We start from the raw sequence: 13,796 nt of genomic DNA, 5'->3' as shown, positions 1-13,796 counted from the left end.
GTAAAACCCCGAATCTGGGTGTGTAAAACCCCGAAAGCGGGTGGGTAAAACCCCGAGGCCGGGGTGTGTGAAACCCCGAAAGCCGGGTGTGTAAAACCCCGATAGAATCAACAGCTTACGAACAGCATTTAAACAGCTTTCACACAAGGTTATGCAGGTTCCGCCGCCGGCGCGAATTCCAGCCGCTCCTGTGTCGCCTTCTGCCAAACGTCGTCGCTGCGCGCTATCACCGTCAGGATCCCGCCCTCCAGCATCAGTGAGTAATCCGGTAACCGGTCCGCCTCCACCATGCGCGACACCATGCGGTTGAACTCCTTGCGCTTGGCGGTCGAGCCGAACTTGATATAGAGCTTGTCCATACTGATAGACCAGGTGGGCTGGCGGCCGCAGTGCTTGCGCGCCAGCTCGTACATGCGCCGGTCGTTGGCGCTGGACAGGTCGAAGTAGGCCGGGTTGTAGCTCAACACCTCCATGCGCTTGGCCGCCTCAAATATCTGTTTGCTCAGGGTCACCTCAATGCCCGCCATGCGTCCACGGCCGTCCCGCTCGATGATCTCCGCATCGTCCACCAGGCCGAACACCCCACGCCGACGGGCGCCTCCCACCTGCTGTATGTTGGTTTTGAACGTGGTGCCGCGCAGCCTGGCCAGGGCGTCGTGCAGCGCCTCGTAACTCTTGCCGCCGCTGTCCCGGTGGGTGGCGCGGAAGAAGTCATAGGCCACAATGCGCACTCGGCGCGAAACCTCGCGGCCGCGGTTGATCGCCTCCACCACCTGGCTAATGCAGTACATGAGCACGTCTTTGTCGTGGATGGTCGCCCTGCCGTCTGCGCTGGGGGTTACCTCGATCCAGTTGTCACCGTTCTGGTAAATCCATTTGCGGGTATCCGGCCGCTTGGACAGGCTGAAAATCGGGTGTTCCATGGTCAGCATGTCGCCCTTGGGGGCCACGTCCAGAATATCGGCGATGAACAGTTCCAGCTGGTTTTTATCGTTGTTGGCCATGGTCGCCCCTTAGCGTCCGGTGATCTCTACTTTCAGGTCCGCAATCAGCCGCTCAATCTGCCGCACGCCCTCCTCGGACAGCGCCCGCAGCCCGTAGTCGTGGGCCGCCAGAATCGCCAGTTCCTGCTCCCGGCTTTCGATCTCCACGGAAACCCGGGTTCCCGGCTTCACATAGGCCGGCGGGTCGTACTCGCCGTCGTAGAGCGGAAACACCGCTGCGGCCTTCTTGTCGTCTAGCACTTTCACGCCTCGCTCCTTTTCTCCGATTCGATAAACCGCACGGCCGCTTTCGGGACCAGCCGCGTCTCGCCCGGTTCCAGCAGTGACCCCCTGGGCGGCAGCGCTGTGGCCTTATCTACGGCGATGCGGTAGCGCTGGGGCGTCTCGCCCACCACGCGGCAGGGGTGCTCTAGGCGGCCGGCGTAGGAGTTCACGCACACCACGGCGGGCCGCTCCCCGTTGTTATGCCGCATCATCCACCACCACCCCCAGGCGCTTGCCCAGGGCCGCCAGGGCCTGCTCCACCTTCTCGATTTTCGAGCTGTGGGTCATATCCAGCAACTTGTCTACGGTGGGCTGGCTGCAGCCCAGCAGGCGCACCAGGTCCGCCTTGCGCATGCCCTTTTCCTGCATGGCGTTCCACAACGCCACCTTGGCCGCCAGCAGCGCCGACAGGTGCACCACCTCCTGGCCCTTCCTGGGCTTGCTGGGGGCCGGGATCGGGCGGCGGGTGTCCACATACAGGTCCAGCGCCACCGCCAGGCCCTCCGCCGCGTTCGCCAGCGCCTCCTCGCGGGTGTCGCCTGCGCTGTTCATCTCCGGCAGGTCCGGGCAGTACACCCAAAAGCCTGTCTCCGGTTCGCCGTCGTCGGTTACTACCACCGGGTAGCTGTACATAGTCGCCTCCATTTGGGCTGATATCCTCGAATTGTTCAAACTGCCCCACCGGGCTTGGGGCTCACTCCTTGAGCCCCAGCTGTTTGATGATCGCCTTGCGCATCCCCGTCTTGATCTCCTTGCTTCCGTGGTCCGGGAGGACTGAGACGCGCCCCTGGTAAATCAGTTTGAAGTGGCTGCCTTTGCCGGGTCTGACCTCTACCCCCTGCTTTTTCAGCCACCGCCTAAATTCGCTGGATTTCATGCCCTCCCCTGTTGTTGTTGCGTTGGAGTTATAATAACTCACTACTGATTAAATGCAATCTTTATAGTTAATAAGTGGCGCTCAATTCCCCGCCTGCTGCTGCGCCTCGAAGGCCGCCACCAGCGCGCCCAGCTTGTGGCGCAACTGGGCCGCCTCCTCGATCAGCGGCAGCATGGCGTGAGCCAACAGTGGGTTGCCCTGGGTGGCAGTGTCGAATGCTGCCTGCAGGCCGCCGGCCAAGAGGTCGGCGGCCTCGTGGGCCTGGGTCAGGTGCTCGGTCTGCGTGGTCATGGTTTTGCCGTCCTTGTGATAGGGGTCAATTAAATTTTCTTGCCATTGCGGTCATAGCCGCGGCGGGCCAGCCAGCGCTCGGCGCCGCGCTCGGTCTTAAATTCCCGGCTTTCGGTGCGGGTCAGGGCCAACCAGGTGCCGTCCGACTGCTGGGCCATGCCGGTGGCCAGTTGTTCGTTGTTGCCTTGGTTGTGCTGTTGCATCGGTCTGCCTCCGGTGGTCAGGCCGCGAACTCGGCGGCCAGCATGTCGTAGTAGCTGCGCACCGCCGCCTTGTACTCCTCGGTGGCGAAGTAGGCCTGCAGGCCCTCGGCGTCGGTCAGACCCTTCTCGATGGCGTCCAGGGCTGCGAGTTCGCCGGCTTTCTGCAGTAGGTAGTTGCTCATCGTGGTGGCTCCATTTGCGTTGTCGTTATGGTGATAATACACCATAAAAGATTAAGTGCAATACATATAGTTTAAAAAGAAGGGGAAAACAACAGATCGGGTAGGAAGATGCGCCAGCAGGCGCAGAGAAAGGGAAGGCGGCCGCCGGCTCAGGCTTCCGGCAGCCGCTCGATGGGATCCTCGTCGGTGGTGGTGTGGATGGTCAGGTCCTGGCGCAGCACCAGGCAGCGCAGGGCCGCCCACAGCAGGCGCCAGTTGCCCGGCACCTGCACCGATACCCGGTAGCGTGGCGGCGGTGGCTCGGGATGGCTTCGGCGTGGCAGGCGGCCGGTGATATCAATTACCCGTCCCGTCACTGCGCACCCCCACGGCAGGGGCGCAGCTCTATTTTCAGGATCCGAGGCTCCTCCACCACGGTGCCGGCGCACTTGCCTGCAGGCAGCTGTATGCCCTCAATGCGCGGGTAGTGCACCCCCAGCACCAGCAGCAGCCACAGGCCCAACGCCACCCACACCAGCGCGCGCACCTCCGGGTCGCCCAGCCAGGTGCGCAGGCGCCGGCGCAGGATCCACAGTTGGCGGCGCATGGCCTAGCCCTCCTTGGGCAGTGGCGCCGCCCCGTCCAGGCGTAACACGCCGTTGAGGCTGTAGCCCTCGATCTGCGGGTAATCCCTGCGCATGTGATCCACAAAGGAATTGACCAGGCTATCGAGGGCCACGTCAGTGACCGGCCCGCGCACCCTGCCGAAGTTGCTGCAGTGCATGTACAGGTCCGGACCGCTCACGGTGTAGTTAACCAGCAACAGCTTGGTGCCGTAGTGACGCCGCAGCGCCATGGCCCAATTGACCAACTGGGCCAGCACCAGGAAGGCCAGCAGGCACAGGATTGCCAGCATCATACCCGCGCCCTCTTCTTCGCCGTCTTGCGCTGGCCTACCACTCCCGGCTGCACTTCAATCTTCACCTTGATGCGCAGCAGATAGGCCACCTTCTCCAGGTTCTCGATGCCCGGGTTTTCCACCCGTGCGGTCTGCCAGCGGTAGAGGGTGTCCGGGTTCAGGTCCGCCCGTCGCGCCAGGTCGTCCACCTCGTGGGGCTCCATCTGCTGCAGCTTCTTCTGCACCGCCTTGAATACCTGGGCCAGCGCCCTACCCAGTACCGGCCGTCGTTTCGCTCTTGCCATTGCTCGCTCCTGATTAGGCCACTCTCGGCCATTGCTTGATTTCGCGGCCATCGAACAGGCAGCCGCCCTTGTCGCGGCGATTCCCTCCCCATTGCTTGAACCAAACGGGCACCCCGAGGAGCTCGCATTCGCCCACCAGACTGGCGGCCCATCCGGGTTCCATAGGCCGGAACCCGGGGCCACTCTCGCCGCCGACAATCACCCAGTGGATACCCTCGAGGGAGAGTTCAGCGCTTACGTCCTCCAGCAGGGGCTCCGCACTGATAAAGCGGACCCGCGCAGGAATCTGCCGTAGAGCCTCAACGCGCGGCAGCCCGTAGCGGCGATCCTCTACCGTCACCCCCAACCAGACATTTGGGTAGCCGTCGCCCCAATCGGCCGGCAGGTTGTCGCGAATCAAAGTCGCGCGCTTGGTCAGCAGCTGCCAATCGAGCATGGGCGTGGCCTTGATCAACCGGAACAGTTCCGCCCTCGCACCCTCCGGTGCGTCCTTGTCACACCAGTCCATCATTGAGCCGCAGAAAACCCGGTGGCGACGGTTCTCAATTTCCGCTTGCTCGTTCCATTTCAAAACGCGGCGCCAGTTACCGGGCTGTGTGCGTCTCGGCTTCTGCCGCACCTCCCAGTAATTACCGCCAGTGCGCGCGTCCAGGGCTGCGGCGTAGCAGTGGTCGCATCCCGGCGCGATCTTTGTGCACCCCCACCAGGGGTTAAAGGTGTGATCAGTCCAGCTAATGCCGGTCGTGTCGGCCATCGGCTATTCCTCGTCTCTCAAGTAAATGGCGGCCCGTACCGGCGCCGCACTGGTTCCACCCTGTGAGGGGTAAAAATCGGTTAGGCGGTTGCCTCGGCCGCGATCTCCTGGGGGCGCACGGGCATGCCTGGCTGCAGTTGCTTCTCTGCCACCCGCCGGGCGTGCTCGATCGCCTTGTCCGGATCCATGGTTCGCCAGTCCGGCCACTCGCGCCGCTCGTTCTTGGCCTGCTTGGCCTCCAGCGCCCGCGCTATCTGTTCCGGCGTGTAGCCCGCGCGCCAGGCGCCGTCGAAGCCCAGCATTACCAGGTCGACCCACTCGAACAGGTCGGCCGGGCACTCGCGCACCTCGGCCATTTCCTTGGCCATGTGGTCCAGGATTCCGGCAACCCGGGCACCCGGGCCGAAGGTCTTCTCGGAGAAAGCGCGCTGGCGATAGAGGTGCGCCACTAGGTCAAAGGCTGGCTCCTGGAAAGGGGCGTGCAGCTTTACCGTCAGTTTCTCCACTAGCGCGATGGCTTTGTCGCGCTGCTCTTCCAGCTCGCGAGCGCGCGGCGTCTTCTCGTAGTCGCTGGTCACGTCCACCGCCCCCAGCTCCGCCAGGCGCAGCAGCTCCGCCTGCAGGTTCGGGCGGGTTTCCCAGCCGTCGGCGCGCACATAGTGGAAGCCGCGCCGGCCCGGCCACTCCGGCAGTGGGCCGATATACTGCGCCAGCGCTAGCCGGTGCAGTTCCTTGAAGCGGCAGGCCTGGGTGAAGCTGCCGGATAAAATGAATATGGTTTCCATGGTCTTGGCTCCTGTGGTTAATTTGCCGGCTCGCCCAGCTTTTCGTAAATGCTTTCAAAGTGACCCCGCACCACCATGCGGCGCAGGGCGCTGTACATCATTTGGGTTTCGCTGCGCTTGTTGCCGGTGAAGGGGCGACCGTGCCACCAGCCGGCATTACCGGGCACGCCGTGTACCTTCTTGACCTGGCGCGGCAGCGCATACAGCAGGCCCCAGCCCTCCGGCAGGTCCTCGGGCTTGATCACGTCCGGCGGGCACAGGTAGAAGCGCCAGTCGCCCATACCGAGCGCCGGATCCTTACGGAAGCGCTTTTTCTTGTCGGCTAGGAAGTCGGAACGGCTGGCCTTGCACTCAATCAGCAGCGACAAGCCGTCGCGCCAGCCGATCGCGTCGGGCTGTTCGCCGCTGAAGGTGGCCGCGCGGAAACCATCGCGAAACACCACCCCACAGCCCTGCCGCTTTAGCCAGCGCTCCGCACGCTGTACCAGTTCCTCGTGTGTCATGCTTCTGCCCTACCCTCGCCAGTCCGCCGGCGCAGTGAATGCCGGAACTCCAGCATCCCTATTTCGCCGGCCAGCTCGTCGCGCGCAAACTCGGCTGCAGATTGCTTGTCCAGCAGCTTGAGCAAATCCTTCTTTAGGATTCTTTCGGCGCGCGCCTGCCTCTTTTTCAGGTCCTCCAGCTTCTTGAGGACTGCGGGGCCGTGCTCGCCTGCCTTCACCACCTCGGCGAACTCTCGGTGGATCGCCGCAAACTCGTCGCCGATATTGGCGGCCTCGTCGGCCTCCCGCTTCGCACGCTCGGCGGCCTTCTGCAGTCGGGCCAGTTCCTTGCGCATGGCTACCAGCGCGAGTTCTTCGCCTCTTCTCACCGGCCCGCCCCCTGCTCCGCCGGCCGCACGTCGAACACATCGCGGCAGCCGTGTTTTCCCATTGCCGCCTCGATATCGGCGGCGTCCTTGCGCTCGAACCAGGTGCCCACGCGGACCACCGCAGCGCCTGGGTTCTTCCGCAGCTGCTCGGCACTGGCCAGGTAATCCCAGTTCGACGGGTGCAGCGCCCGGCTGCGCGCGTAGGAGGCCGCCTCGCGGTGGCCCCGGGCGAAAATAAAAACGTGGCGGGTTTCCCACTCGGCCTTGGCGCGAGGCTTGGCTGGCGGCCGGGGTGCGCTATTCATCGGCACCCCCAGACGGTACAAATACCCGCGGATCGTCCAGGGCTATGGTGCCGGCCCCGCGGCAGTAGTCGCAGGACGAAAAGCGGAGGCGTCCATAGCCGCCGCATACAGGGCACAGGTAGTCAGAACCGTCGCTTAAAAGCGGGCCGTAGAGACAGCCGCGGGCGTGCATGTTGGTGGTTTGGTACTGGCCCCGCTGCGGGGACCGCGGAATATTGGAATCGATCACGCCCGCACCCTCCCCCACCGCTGGTCCGGCAATACCCGCACCATCTGCGGCCGCCACACCGCCGTGAATCCGTGCCGTTCCATAAAGTGCTCCATTTCGTGCGCATCGCGGCGCATGCCCCAGGTGCCGACAAACCAGATAGGCAGGTCGCGGCGGCCGCGTAGCTGCTCCAGGTGGCGGATGTAGCAGCAGCGGCCCCAGGGAATGCCGGCACGGTTGGCAGCCGCGCGCGCCTCGTCCGCGTCGCCGGCAAAAATCCAGATGCTGTCCAGCTCGCGCCCGTCCTCGGTCACTATTCGCATGGTTGTTGCTCCTCCTCTCTCCAAATCACCAGGCAGCCGCACAGCTCCGCGGCCCGGTAGTCCTCGCCGCCGTGGATCCGCGGCTCGCTGTCTCCCGGTACCGCTGCTCCGACCTCCACCAGCACCCGCCCGCCCTTCACCTGCAGGCGCCGCACTTCGGCGCCGTAGAAGCTCAACCACTGCAGGCACTGGCGCGCGCGGGTCATCGCTTCCAGGTAGGGGGCGTTGGCACCCCAGGCCCGGTTCAGCAGCGGCGCGTCGTTCACTGCATCGGCTCCCGGCCGGCATCGCGGCCCACCGGGTAGGTTTCCCACCAGGGATCGCCGCCCTGTTCCGGGTAGGGATGGAACACGGTTGCCTCCGGCACGCCCGCCAGTTCCAGCCGCTCGAAGAAGCCCCAGCCCTTGCGCTGGCCGTTCACCATCGCGCGCGGGCCGTGGAAGAACAGGGTCCAGGTGCCGGGCTCGGCGTTGTGCACCCGGTGCACCGTGTTGCAGTCCACGCGGTTGAACCAGCGGCGGCGGATAAACCGGGTCAGCATGCCGCTGGGGCTCGCCGCCGGGCACACGTCCAGCGCGCGTTCCTCGATGTAGCCGCCGGCCAGCACCAGGGCGCCGCCGCGGCGCCAAGGGTGGTTGTGCACATGGCGCTCGGCGTCGGAGCTGACAAAGCGGTGCAGATAGAAGGTCACCCCCAGACACCGCCCCAGGTAATAGCGTTCCAGGTAGGGGCGCTGGTCCAGCTTGATCAGCCGGCAGGGGCGGCCGGCGGTGAAGTCGAACAGCAGCCGGTTGCGCAGTCCCGGGCGGCAGTACTCCCGCCAACGGTGCCACCAGGTGGCAACCGCACCGGCCAGCACGCTGACCAGCAGCCCGGCGCTGGTGAAGAAGGCCCACAGGCTGACAAACAGCAGCAGCCCGTATCGCAGTGGCCGATCGCCGGCCATCAGGTTGAAGGCCCACTGCACCAGCCAGCCCTCCAGGGCCATGAACCCAAAGAACAGCAGCACCACCACGGCCGCCAGCAGGTAGAGCCTTTTCACGCTTCGCCCTCCTCTTCCGCTTCCACGTCGATGCGCTGCACGGTGATTCTCCAGTCGCCTTTCGGCTCGCCGTTCTGGCTGACACCGTTCAGGGTCAGCTCGGAAGTGGTCGCGTTGACCGCCTCGGCGTTGGCGATCAGCATGTGCGCCGCAGCGGTGATATGGGCAGCCTTGTCCCCGTAGTCGTCGGCGATCATCAGCGCGGTGGCCTTCACCATCCTGCCCAGGGCCTCGTCGCTCCAGTCCAGGTAGGTGGGGTCCTGCTTTTCCTGTTCGGTTAAAACCAATTCGGCCATCTAGTCCTCCCGCGGCTGCGCCGCTGCTGCTGTTGTTTCGGTCGGCTCCGGGCTCCACTCGCTGCAGTCGTCCACTGCTACGCGCAACTGGTACCCGCGCTCCTGGTCAAAGTTTTTCGTCAGCCACACGTCCCCCAAGCGGCTGGCGCCGGTCACGCGGTAGCGCTCGCCCCGGTAGGTGCAGAACAGTCGGTAACGCGCTATCTGCTGTTCAAACTTGAACTTGAGCACCGCCGGCAGCCGCGCCAGGTTGAAGAACCAGGAGGCGTAAACGTCGGTTTTGGGGCTGTCGATCCAGTCGTCTATGTGTGTCATCGGCACCGCTCCAGCAGCACCGCCGGCACCTTCACCACCTCGCCGGACAGGTGCGCGACAATCGCGCGCATGGCGGCCTCCAGCTTGGTGCGGCCCTCGCGTTCAGTGCCGGGCCCAACGCTGGCGGTGTGGTTGGGGGAATCGTCGATCGGGCCGCGGATCCACAGGTCGAACTTGTCCACCAGTTGGCCACCCAACTGCCAGCTGGTTGAGGGGCTGTAGAAGTCGCTGAGGCCCACGCGCTCGAAGCTCGCGGCGATTCGCTTGCGCTGGTGCCATGGGAAACTGCCGATAATCCCCACCGGCTCGCCGCCTAGCATCAGGGCCACCTGCGGCCCCTCCAGCGTGTTGACCACGGCCGTGTTGTCCGCCAGGCCTTCCGCAGCTGCGGCCACCGCCCAGTCCAGGGCCGGGCCGCTCAGGTCGGTTACGGTTGCGCTGCGCATATCCATCAGAGTTCCCCCTCTTGTTTGCGGCGCTGGTTCCATGCCTGAAATTCCCGGAACACCTTCCAGCCGCCGACCATTTCGACGAAGTAGCGGCTGGCGGCGACATTGAGAAACGCCACCAGCGCGATAAACCCGGCCAGCACCACGCCCGCGCAGCACAGGGAGAAAATCACCCCCACCCAGTAAAAAGCCTCAGTGCTCATTGCTCTTTGTCCTCGGTTACATGGCGCCACGTCTCATAGGTCGCCACCTTGTCCACGGTGCGCGGGTGCACCCCCAGGAAGTCCGCCCACTGCTGGCGGGTCCAGCCGGGGCGGTTGGCGCGGATGGCCCGCACCTTGTCCTCGTCCAGCCGCGCCTGCGGCAGCGCCCTGCCCCGCCGGGCGAACTCGCGCGCGCGGATCCGGTACTCGTGCCGGTCAATGCCGTGTTTGCTGCCCCTGCAGGCCATCAAACCGTCACCCCCAGGCGCAGGAAACCGCCGTCAAAATCCAGCACCGAATAGGGCGCGAAGCCATCGGCGAACAAAAGCTCGGCCTGGTCGCAGCCGGTGTAGAGGGCCACCCGCTCGCTGGTTTCCAGCAGCTCGGCGCGGTAGCTCTCCAGGGTCAGGAAGCCCTCCTTCTCTTTGTGCTGCAGCTCGGAGAAAGGCACCATTCCCTCGCCGTCGCAGTCGAGACAAACCAGCGCGAACTTGGCGCTGGCATCAGCCGGCACCCCTGCGCCGCCGCACTCGGGGCAGAGCACCCGGCCACTGCCCGGGTTTTCCAGCATCGCCTGCCGCCACTGTTCGTAAGTCGCAAACATCGCCGCCCTACTCCCTAAAGCCTCTGCCGCGCGGCGCGCTCTACCGCGGTTTTCTTTTCCAGCTGCTCGCGCTTGTCGGCGTGCTCCAGGTCGGCGAATGCCGCCATCGTCGACGCCTTTCTCCGCGCGATCACCCGCTCCACCGCCTCCAGCATCGGGCCGGCTGACCGCTCCCGCGCGCCTGCCGGGCCGTGGTCCTGCACCAGCCGCTCGGCGAAATGATCGTTAAGGCCCGGGCCTTTTAAGTGCACTGTTGCCATTGCTGTCCGCTCCTCTCTAAAACGGGATATCTTCGTCAAAGGCGTCGCCGCCCTGGGGCGTCCAGTTGTCGCCCTTGTTGTGCACCCCCATGGGTTGGTTCGGCGGCGGTGCCGGGCGGCTGCTGGCCGGGGCCATCGGGCTGGGCTGCTGGGCGGGACTGGCGTTGGGGTCGCCGCGGCCGTCCAGCATCTGCATTTCGCTGGCAACGATCTCGGTGGTGTACCGGTCCTGGCCGGTCTGCTGGTCCTGCCACTTGCGCGTGCGCAGGCTGCCCTCGACGTAGATTTTTGAGCCCTTGCGCAGGAACTCGCCGGCGATTTCCGCCAGGCGGTTGAAGAACACCACCCGGTGCCACTCGGTGCGCTCCTGGTTCTGGCCGGTCTGCTTGTCCTTCCAGGTTTCGGACGTGGCCAGGGTTACGTTGGTCACGGCGTTGCCGCTGGGCATGTACCGGGCTTCCGGGTCGGCGCCCAGGTTGCCGATCAGAATGACTTTGTTGACGCCTCTTTGGGCCATGGGTCACTTCCTCCACTTGCTGCGCCGACGGCGCTTGTTCTGGCTCATGGGTTTGGGATCGCCGCCCTTGCCACGGCGATAACCGAAGGCCTCGGCGCGCACGTCCGGCGGCTGGTGCCAGCAGGCGCGCACGTCGATGGCCGGGGCGCTGCTGGCGATGGCCAGGGCGGCCGCCAGCGCGGCGAATCTGTGCCGGTGCATCATTCGCGCATCCCCATAACCAGCAGCAGCGCCGGGTGTTCCGGGTGCGGCAGCTCGGCGCGGGCCGGGAGGGATTCGCCGTAGAACTCGAAGCGCACGGACGGAAGGCGGCTACCCATGGCGCTGGCTATCTTGTTCGCACGGGTCAGGTACTCGGTGTTGAAGCGGGCCGAGGTCACCGGCCGCGGCGGAGCACTCGGCAGAATGCGGGAAAGGTCCGGGAAGGTGCCGTCGATCACACGGAACCAGCGCCGCACCGGGAAGCCGGCGCGCTCCAGGGGCTTGCCATTGGCGGAAAACCACACATATCCGAAACGGTCGCCGTTCGGCTCCGGGTCGCTCCCGTCCAGCACAAACACCGCCCGGTCCGCAGCGGCGGGCACCTCGCCGTTGATGGCCACGATGATGGATTCCGGCAGCAACTGCGCCTGTTGGCACGCGGCGCGAAAGGCGGTGGCGCCGTCGCTGGACTCGATGAATCCGGCGCTGTTGATATGGATGCCGCGCAGCAGCCTCGCCGGGAGGGAAAATTCGTCAGGCAGTTGCATGGGGCTCCCCTTGTTTCTCAGCCACCCGCGCCAGCACCTGGGCGCGGCCTCTCTTCCACTGGGTGCCGGCAGCGAACAGGAAAAACAGCTGCGGCGGCACCAGCCACAGCAGCGCTGGCGCGCACAGGGCGAATACAATCCACTGCAGCACCGTCCACACCCCCAGGTCCGGGCGGGTGTCGAAGGCGTGGAACACCTCGTCGGCCGGCATCCACAGCAGGAAGAAGGCGGCGGCCACCAGCAGCAGGCCCTGGGTGATAAACCACACCGCCAGCCAGCCCTTGCCCCAGGCGATCAGCACCGCCAGCAGGCAGTTCAGGCACCAGAGTGCGGCGCGCAGTTGTTTCTGTTTGCGGTTCATACAAAGGCCCTCTGCGTTGCCTTCTTGGCCTGCGCTAGGCGTTCGGCGCGGCGCTTGTTGGCGCGGGACTCGCTGCGGCGGCGGTTGTCGCAGCGCTTGCAGCGGCTGTCGCGGCCGGTGCTGTTGCGCGCGTTGGCGTGGAACTCGTCGGGGTCCTTCCACTCGTCGCACATGCAGCAGCGCAGCTGCCCCTGGTCATTCACGGGCCGCGGCGGGCGGCCCACTTTCCGGTGTTCGGTCATCGCTTGCCCTCGATCGGTAGGTCGCGGCGGGTGGCGCCCTCGGCGTGCCAGGTCTGCACGCGCGGGCGGCGGGGTTCGGGCTCCTCGAAAGCCGCAGCCTTGAAGGCGGCGGCGCTGGCCTTGCCGAACAGCATGCCGACCAGAATCCAGCGGCCGGTATTGAGGTATTCGCAATACTGGCGGCGGGGCATCTTGGCGGCGCGGGCGCGGCCCGCCTGGGTTTCCAGCCCCGGCTCGCCGGCGCGCAGTTCCAGCACCACCACCCGGTAGGCGCTGGGCAGCATGGCCTGCAGGGCGTTCATGGCCGTGTGCACCTCCTCGGCGCGGGGGCAGCTGTAGCCGGTGGTGGGCGCGGTGGAGCGGATCAGCTCGCCGCCGCTGGCCATCAGCGCGGCAATCACACAGCCGCCGCCCCCGGGGAGGCCGCCCATCCCGGCCGCCCACCACTCCAGCCACTCCTGAAGGCGCTGCTCCAGGGCCTTTTTCAGCCTGTTGTCCAGCTGCGCCATGCTCAGTAGCTCCAGCCGTGCGGCCGCGGGCGGCCCTGGGCCGGCGGGCAGCTGTCCAGGTGCAGGTAGCGGCCACGGTGCGAGCCCTTCTGCTGTACGCCGATACCGGTAAACACCGGCGCCCCGCGCCACTCCTCCATGTGTTTGTTGTACGCGCAGACGGCGTGCAGCAGCTCCACGAAGTTGGCGCCGCTCACCCCCACGTCCAGGGCCATGCCCATGGCGTGGGCGCCGGGGGTGTACACCAGGCCCTTGCGCTCGCACTCCAGGCGCTTCTTGGTGGGTATCGGGTGCGCCGGGCAGCGAAAGGCGCTGTTGATCGGCATCGGCTTGCCGTACCAGTCGCGGCGCAGGACCAGGATGTGGCCCATAAACTCGGCGTCCATCTGGTCGCCGTTGAAGCCGATCGGCTCATCCCAGCGGCGCGCGTTCTCGCAGCTGTCACAGCGGCACTGTGTTTCCTCGTAGGAAAATTCCGGCGCCCAGGGGCAGGCGGTTGCGTAACTCATGCGGTCCCCCACATAACAAAATTGGTGACTTTGGCGCCGCCGGACTCGGCGACGAACAGGTGGCCCCCGTCGAAGGCGCGGGCGAACCACTCCGCCGTGCCGTGCAGCTGCGCCTCACCCATCGGCAGCAGCAGGCTGGCGCGGGTGCACATGCTGTCGAGCTGGCCGCGGATGTGGTCGCAGCACTCCAGCACCCCCTCCGCGTAGCGGGTCAGGTGGGTGGCCACGATCAACCGCAGGAACTCGGCGCTGTGGTTCTCCTCGCCGTTGCCCAGCTCGCTGGAATCGGCGGCGGCATGGCAGCGGCTGCACAGGTCGGCGGTCATGGCGTCGTGCGGCTTGATGCCCCTGCCCTTGCCGTAGGCCAGGCTGCGCGGGCCCTGGTAGTGGGCCGACACGATGCTGCCGTCCCGGGCGCCGCAGCGGATGCAGCAGCGGCCGCGGGCGGCTTCCAGGATGGCGGGGTGGCGGGTCGGGGCGAGGGTCACGGC

Annotated in this window: 35 protein-coding genes; all 35 read right to left on the bottom strand. The window is 65.9% G+C overall.

What is annotated here, in order from left to right; all coding sequences use genetic code 11:
• Positions 1-149: 149 nt before the first annotated feature.
• Positions 150-1,004 carry a replication initiator protein A gene (locus tag AC6R19_RS20155; protein WP_500581668.1) on the bottom strand — a complete coding sequence of 285 codons (855 nt, stop codon included), beginning with the start codon at positions 1,002-1,004 and terminating at the stop codon, positions 150-152.
• A gap of 9 nt (positions 1,005-1,013) precedes the next feature.
• On the bottom strand, positions 1,014-1,250 hold the full coding sequence (locus tag AC6R19_RS20150; RefSeq protein ID WP_500581667.1) for a hypothetical protein: 237 nt from the start codon (positions 1,248-1,250) through the stop codon (positions 1,014-1,016).
• Positions 1,247-1,480 carry a hypothetical protein gene (locus AC6R19_RS20145; RefSeq protein ID WP_500581666.1) on the bottom strand — a complete coding sequence of 78 codons (234 nt, stop codon included), beginning with the start codon at positions 1,478-1,480 and terminating at the stop codon, positions 1,247-1,249. Before AC6R19_RS20145 ends, AC6R19_RS20150 begins: the two co-directional genes overlap by 4 nt.
• Complete coding sequence (locus tag AC6R19_RS20140; RefSeq protein ID WP_500581665.1) at positions 1,467-1,901, bottom strand: type II toxin-antitoxin system HicB family antitoxin; 435 nt, start codon at positions 1,899-1,901, stop codon at positions 1,467-1,469. The genes AC6R19_RS20145 and AC6R19_RS20140 overlap by 14 nt, the downstream gene beginning before the upstream one ends.
• A 61-nt stretch (positions 1,902-1,962) precedes the next feature.
• On the bottom strand, positions 1,963-2,145 hold the full coding sequence (locus AC6R19_RS20135; protein ID WP_500581664.1) for a type II toxin-antitoxin system HicA family toxin: 183 nt from the start codon (positions 2,143-2,145) through the stop codon (positions 1,963-1,965).
• An 81-nt stretch (positions 2,146-2,226) separates the two neighbouring features.
• Positions 2,227-2,436 (bottom strand): hypothetical protein, encoded by a 210-nt coding sequence (locus AC6R19_RS20130; protein WP_500581663.1) that lies wholly within the window; start codon positions 2,434-2,436, stop codon positions 2,227-2,229.
• A gap of 29 nt (positions 2,437-2,465) precedes the next feature.
• Positions 2,466-2,639 (bottom strand): DUF1391 family protein, encoded by a 174-nt coding sequence (locus AC6R19_RS20125; protein ID WP_500581662.1) that lies wholly within the window; start codon positions 2,637-2,639, stop codon positions 2,466-2,468.
• 17 nt (positions 2,640-2,656) lie between these two features.
• Complete coding sequence (locus AC6R19_RS20120) at positions 2,657-2,821, bottom strand: hypothetical protein (RefSeq protein ID WP_500581661.1); 165 nt, start codon at positions 2,819-2,821, stop codon at positions 2,657-2,659.
• A 149-nt stretch (positions 2,822-2,970) separates the two neighbouring features.
• Positions 2,971-3,177, bottom strand: coding sequence for a hypothetical protein (locus tag AC6R19_RS20115; RefSeq protein WP_500581660.1), 207 nt, complete (start codon positions 3,175-3,177; stop codon positions 2,971-2,973).
• Complete coding sequence (locus AC6R19_RS20110; protein WP_500581659.1) at positions 3,174-3,407, bottom strand: hypothetical protein; 234 nt, start codon at positions 3,405-3,407, stop codon at positions 3,174-3,176. The genes AC6R19_RS20115 and AC6R19_RS20110 overlap by 4 nt, the downstream gene beginning before the upstream one ends.
• A gap of 3 nt (positions 3,408-3,410) precedes the next feature.
• Positions 3,411-3,719, bottom strand: coding sequence for a hypothetical protein (locus tag AC6R19_RS20105; RefSeq protein WP_500581658.1), 309 nt, complete (start codon positions 3,717-3,719; stop codon positions 3,411-3,413).
• Complete coding sequence (locus tag AC6R19_RS20100) at positions 3,716-4,003, bottom strand: helix-turn-helix domain-containing protein (RefSeq protein ID WP_500581657.1); 288 nt, start codon at positions 4,001-4,003, stop codon at positions 3,716-3,718. The genes AC6R19_RS20105 and AC6R19_RS20100 overlap by 4 nt, the downstream gene beginning before the upstream one ends.
• Before the next feature lie 13 nt (positions 4,004-4,016).
• Complete coding sequence (locus AC6R19_RS20095) at positions 4,017-4,757, bottom strand: DUF5131 family protein (RefSeq protein ID WP_500581656.1); 741 nt, start codon at positions 4,755-4,757, stop codon at positions 4,017-4,019.
• Between the two features lie 80 nt (positions 4,758-4,837).
• Complete coding sequence (locus AC6R19_RS20090; protein WP_500581655.1) at positions 4,838-5,542, bottom strand: dATP/dGTP pyrophosphohydrolase domain-containing protein; 705 nt, start codon at positions 5,540-5,542, stop codon at positions 4,838-4,840.
• Positions 5,543-5,559: 17 nt separating this feature from the next.
• Positions 5,560-6,045 carry a hypothetical protein gene (locus tag AC6R19_RS20085; RefSeq protein WP_500581654.1) on the bottom strand — a complete coding sequence of 162 codons (486 nt, stop codon included), beginning with the start codon at positions 6,043-6,045 and terminating at the stop codon, positions 5,560-5,562.
• Positions 6,042-6,380 (bottom strand): hypothetical protein, encoded by a 339-nt coding sequence (locus tag AC6R19_RS20080; protein ID WP_500581653.1) that lies wholly within the window; start codon positions 6,378-6,380, stop codon positions 6,042-6,044. The genes AC6R19_RS20085 and AC6R19_RS20080 overlap by 4 nt, the downstream gene beginning before the upstream one ends.
• Before the next feature lie 29 nt (positions 6,381-6,409).
• On the bottom strand, positions 6,410-6,718 hold the full coding sequence (locus tag AC6R19_RS20075) for a hypothetical protein (protein WP_500581652.1): 309 nt from the start codon (positions 6,716-6,718) through the stop codon (positions 6,410-6,412).
• 225 nt (positions 6,719-6,943) lie between these two features.
• Complete coding sequence (locus AC6R19_RS20070) at positions 6,944-7,249, bottom strand: hypothetical protein (RefSeq protein WP_500581651.1); 306 nt, start codon at positions 7,247-7,249, stop codon at positions 6,944-6,946.
• The gene (locus AC6R19_RS20065) at positions 7,240-7,515 is read right to left on the bottom strand and encodes a hypothetical protein (RefSeq protein ID WP_500581650.1); all 276 of its coding nucleotides are present in this window, start codon (positions 7,513-7,515) and stop codon (positions 7,240-7,242) included. The genes AC6R19_RS20070 and AC6R19_RS20065 overlap by 10 nt, the downstream gene beginning before the upstream one ends.
• On the bottom strand, positions 7,512-8,291 hold the full coding sequence (locus AC6R19_RS20060) for a hypothetical protein (protein ID WP_500581649.1): 780 nt from the start codon (positions 8,289-8,291) through the stop codon (positions 7,512-7,514). Before AC6R19_RS20060 ends, AC6R19_RS20065 begins: the two co-directional genes overlap by 4 nt.
• A complete protein-coding gene (locus AC6R19_RS20055) occupies positions 8,288-8,587 on the bottom strand; it encodes a hypothetical protein (protein WP_500581648.1) in 300 nt (99 codons plus the stop codon). Before AC6R19_RS20055 ends, AC6R19_RS20060 begins: the two co-directional genes overlap by 4 nt.
• Positions 8,588-8,902, bottom strand: a complete 315-nt coding sequence (locus AC6R19_RS20050; RefSeq protein ID WP_500581647.1) for a hypothetical protein — start codon at positions 8,900-8,902, stop codon at positions 8,588-8,590.
• A complete protein-coding gene (locus tag AC6R19_RS20045) occupies positions 8,899-9,354 on the bottom strand; it encodes a phage protein NinX family protein (protein ID WP_500581646.1) in 456 nt (151 codons plus the stop codon). Before AC6R19_RS20045 ends, AC6R19_RS20050 begins: the two co-directional genes overlap by 4 nt.
• Positions 9,354-9,554 (bottom strand): hypothetical protein, encoded by a 201-nt coding sequence (locus AC6R19_RS20040; RefSeq protein ID WP_500581645.1) that lies wholly within the window; start codon positions 9,552-9,554, stop codon positions 9,354-9,356. The genes AC6R19_RS20045 and AC6R19_RS20040 overlap by 1 nt, the downstream gene beginning before the upstream one ends.
• Positions 9,551-9,805 carry a hypothetical protein gene (locus tag AC6R19_RS20035; protein ID WP_500581644.1) on the bottom strand — a complete coding sequence of 85 codons (255 nt, stop codon included), beginning with the start codon at positions 9,803-9,805 and terminating at the stop codon, positions 9,551-9,553. The genes AC6R19_RS20040 and AC6R19_RS20035 overlap by 4 nt, the downstream gene beginning before the upstream one ends.
• Positions 9,802-10,158, bottom strand: coding sequence for a hypothetical protein (locus AC6R19_RS20030; protein WP_500581643.1), 357 nt, complete (start codon positions 10,156-10,158; stop codon positions 9,802-9,804). Before AC6R19_RS20030 ends, AC6R19_RS20035 begins: the two co-directional genes overlap by 4 nt.
• Positions 10,159-10,172: 14 nt before the next feature.
• Positions 10,173-10,418, bottom strand: coding sequence for a hypothetical protein (locus tag AC6R19_RS20025; protein ID WP_500581642.1), 246 nt, complete (start codon positions 10,416-10,418; stop codon positions 10,173-10,175).
• Positions 10,419-10,434: 16 nt separating this feature from the next.
• A complete protein-coding gene (gene ssb / locus AC6R19_RS20020; RefSeq protein ID WP_500581641.1) occupies positions 10,435-10,935 on the bottom strand; it encodes a single-stranded DNA-binding protein in 501 nt (166 codons plus the stop codon).
• Between the two features lie 3 nt (positions 10,936-10,938).
• A complete protein-coding gene (locus tag AC6R19_RS20015) occupies positions 10,939-11,139 on the bottom strand; it encodes a hypothetical protein (protein ID WP_500581640.1) in 201 nt (66 codons plus the stop codon).
• Complete coding sequence (locus AC6R19_RS20010) at positions 11,136-11,684, bottom strand: hypothetical protein (RefSeq protein WP_500581639.1); 549 nt, start codon at positions 11,682-11,684, stop codon at positions 11,136-11,138. The genes AC6R19_RS20015 and AC6R19_RS20010 overlap by 4 nt, the downstream gene beginning before the upstream one ends.
• Complete coding sequence (locus tag AC6R19_RS20005) at positions 11,671-12,045, bottom strand: hypothetical protein (protein WP_500581638.1); 375 nt, start codon at positions 12,043-12,045, stop codon at positions 11,671-11,673. The genes AC6R19_RS20010 and AC6R19_RS20005 overlap by 14 nt, the downstream gene beginning before the upstream one ends.
• A complete protein-coding gene (locus AC6R19_RS20000) occupies positions 12,042-12,287 on the bottom strand; it encodes a hypothetical protein (protein WP_500581637.1) in 246 nt (81 codons plus the stop codon). Before AC6R19_RS20000 ends, AC6R19_RS20005 begins: the two co-directional genes overlap by 4 nt.
• Positions 12,284-12,796, bottom strand: coding sequence for a hypothetical protein (locus AC6R19_RS19995; RefSeq protein WP_500581636.1), 513 nt, complete (start codon positions 12,794-12,796; stop codon positions 12,284-12,286). Before AC6R19_RS19995 ends, AC6R19_RS20000 begins: the two co-directional genes overlap by 4 nt.
• 2 nt (positions 12,797-12,798) lie before the next feature.
• A complete protein-coding gene (locus AC6R19_RS19990) occupies positions 12,799-13,305 on the bottom strand; it encodes a hypothetical protein (RefSeq protein ID WP_500581635.1) in 507 nt (168 codons plus the stop codon).
• Positions 13,302-13,793 (bottom strand): hypothetical protein, encoded by a 492-nt coding sequence (locus AC6R19_RS19985; protein ID WP_500581634.1) that lies wholly within the window; start codon positions 13,791-13,793, stop codon positions 13,302-13,304. Before AC6R19_RS19985 ends, AC6R19_RS19990 begins: the two co-directional genes overlap by 4 nt.
• Positions 13,794-13,796 lie beyond the last annotated feature (3 nt).

Source organism: Microbulbifer sp. SE14 (assembly GCF_059834885.1).
Note: the sequence above shows the minus strand (reverse complement) of the source record. Positions and strands in the feature narration are given on the sequence as shown.

Coding starts and splice junctions, on each gene's coding strand:
- AC6R19_RS20155 (WP_500581668.1), bottom strand. CDS start 1,004: ATGGCCAACAACGATAAAAACCAGCTGGAACTGTTCATCGCCGATATT.
- AC6R19_RS20145 (WP_500581666.1), bottom strand. CDS start 1,480: ATGATGCGGCATAACAACGGGGAGCGGCCCGCCGTGGTGTGCGTGAAC.
- AC6R19_RS20140 (WP_500581665.1), bottom strand. CDS start 1,901: ATGTACAGCTACCCGGTGGTAGTAACCGACGACGGCGAACCGGAGACA.
- AC6R19_RS20135 (WP_500581664.1), bottom strand. CDS start 2,145: ATGAAATCCAGCGAATTTAGGCGGTGGCTGAAAAAGCAGGGGGTAGAG.
- AC6R19_RS20130 (WP_500581663.1), bottom strand. CDS start 2,436: ATGACCACGCAGACCGAGCACCTGACCCAGGCCCACGAGGCCGCCGAC.
- AC6R19_RS20125 (WP_500581662.1), bottom strand. CDS start 2,639: ATGCAACAGCACAACCAAGGCAACAACGAACAACTGGCCACCGGCATG.
- AC6R19_RS20120 (WP_500581661.1), bottom strand. CDS start 2,821: ATGAGCAACTACCTACTGCAGAAAGCCGGCGAACTCGCAGCCCTGGAC.
- AC6R19_RS20110 (WP_500581659.1), bottom strand. CDS start 3,407: ATGCGCCGCCAACTGTGGATCCTGCGCCGGCGCCTGCGCACCTGGCTG.
- AC6R19_RS20105 (WP_500581658.1), bottom strand. CDS start 3,719: ATGATGCTGGCAATCCTGTGCCTGCTGGCCTTCCTGGTGCTGGCCCAG.
- AC6R19_RS20100 (WP_500581657.1), bottom strand. CDS start 4,003: ATGGCAAGAGCGAAACGACGGCCGGTACTGGGTAGGGCGCTGGCCCAG.
- AC6R19_RS20095 (WP_500581656.1), bottom strand. CDS start 4,757: ATGGCCGACACGACCGGCATTAGCTGGACTGATCACACCTTTAACCCC.
- AC6R19_RS20090 (WP_500581655.1), bottom strand. CDS start 5,542: ATGGAAACCATATTCATTTTATCCGGCAGCTTCACCCAGGCCTGCCGC.
- AC6R19_RS20085 (WP_500581654.1), bottom strand. CDS start 6,045: ATGACACACGAGGAACTGGTACAGCGTGCGGAGCGCTGGCTAAAGCGG.
- AC6R19_RS20080 (WP_500581653.1), bottom strand. CDS start 6,380: ATGCGCAAGGAACTGGCCCGACTGCAGAAGGCCGCCGAGCGTGCGAAG.
- AC6R19_RS20075 (WP_500581652.1), bottom strand. CDS start 6,718: ATGAATAGCGCACCCCGGCCGCCAGCCAAGCCTCGCGCCAAGGCCGAG.
- AC6R19_RS20070 (WP_500581651.1), bottom strand. CDS start 7,249: ATGCGAATAGTGACCGAGGACGGGCGCGAGCTGGACAGCATCTGGATT.
- AC6R19_RS20055 (WP_500581648.1), bottom strand. CDS start 8,587: ATGGCCGAATTGGTTTTAACCGAACAGGAAAAGCAGGACCCCACCTAC.
- AC6R19_RS20050 (WP_500581647.1), bottom strand. CDS start 8,902: ATGACACACATAGACGACTGGATCGACAGCCCCAAAACCGACGTTTAC.
- AC6R19_RS20045 (WP_500581646.1), bottom strand. CDS start 9,354: ATGGATATGCGCAGCGCAACCGTAACCGACCTGAGCGGCCCGGCCCTG.
- AC6R19_RS20040 (WP_500581645.1), bottom strand. CDS start 9,554: ATGAGCACTGAGGCTTTTTACTGGGTGGGGGTGATTTTCTCCCTGTGC.
- AC6R19_RS20030 (WP_500581643.1), bottom strand. CDS start 10,158: ATGTTTGCGACTTACGAACAGTGGCGGCAGGCGATGCTGGAAAACCCG.
- AC6R19_RS20025 (WP_500581642.1), bottom strand. CDS start 10,418: ATGGCAACAGTGCACTTAAAAGGCCCGGGCCTTAACGATCATTTCGCC.
- ssb (WP_500581641.1), bottom strand. CDS start 10,935: ATGGCCCAAAGAGGCGTCAACAAAGTCATTCTGATCGGCAACCTGGGC.
- AC6R19_RS20015 (WP_500581640.1), bottom strand. CDS start 11,139: ATGATGCACCGGCACAGATTCGCCGCGCTGGCGGCCGCCCTGGCCATC.
- AC6R19_RS20010 (WP_500581639.1), bottom strand. CDS start 11,684: ATGCAACTGCCTGACGAATTTTCCCTCCCGGCGAGGCTGCTGCGCGGC.
- AC6R19_RS20005 (WP_500581638.1), bottom strand. CDS start 12,045: ATGAACCGCAAACAGAAACAACTGCGCGCCGCACTCTGGTGCCTGAAC.
- AC6R19_RS20000 (WP_500581637.1), bottom strand. CDS start 12,287: ATGACCGAACACCGGAAAGTGGGCCGCCCGCCGCGGCCCGTGAATGAC.
- AC6R19_RS19995 (WP_500581636.1), bottom strand. CDS start 12,796: ATGGCGCAGCTGGACAACAGGCTGAAAAAGGCCCTGGAGCAGCGCCTT.
- AC6R19_RS19990 (WP_500581635.1), bottom strand. CDS start 13,305: ATGAGTTACGCAACCGCCTGCCCCTGGGCGCCGGAATTTTCCTACGAG.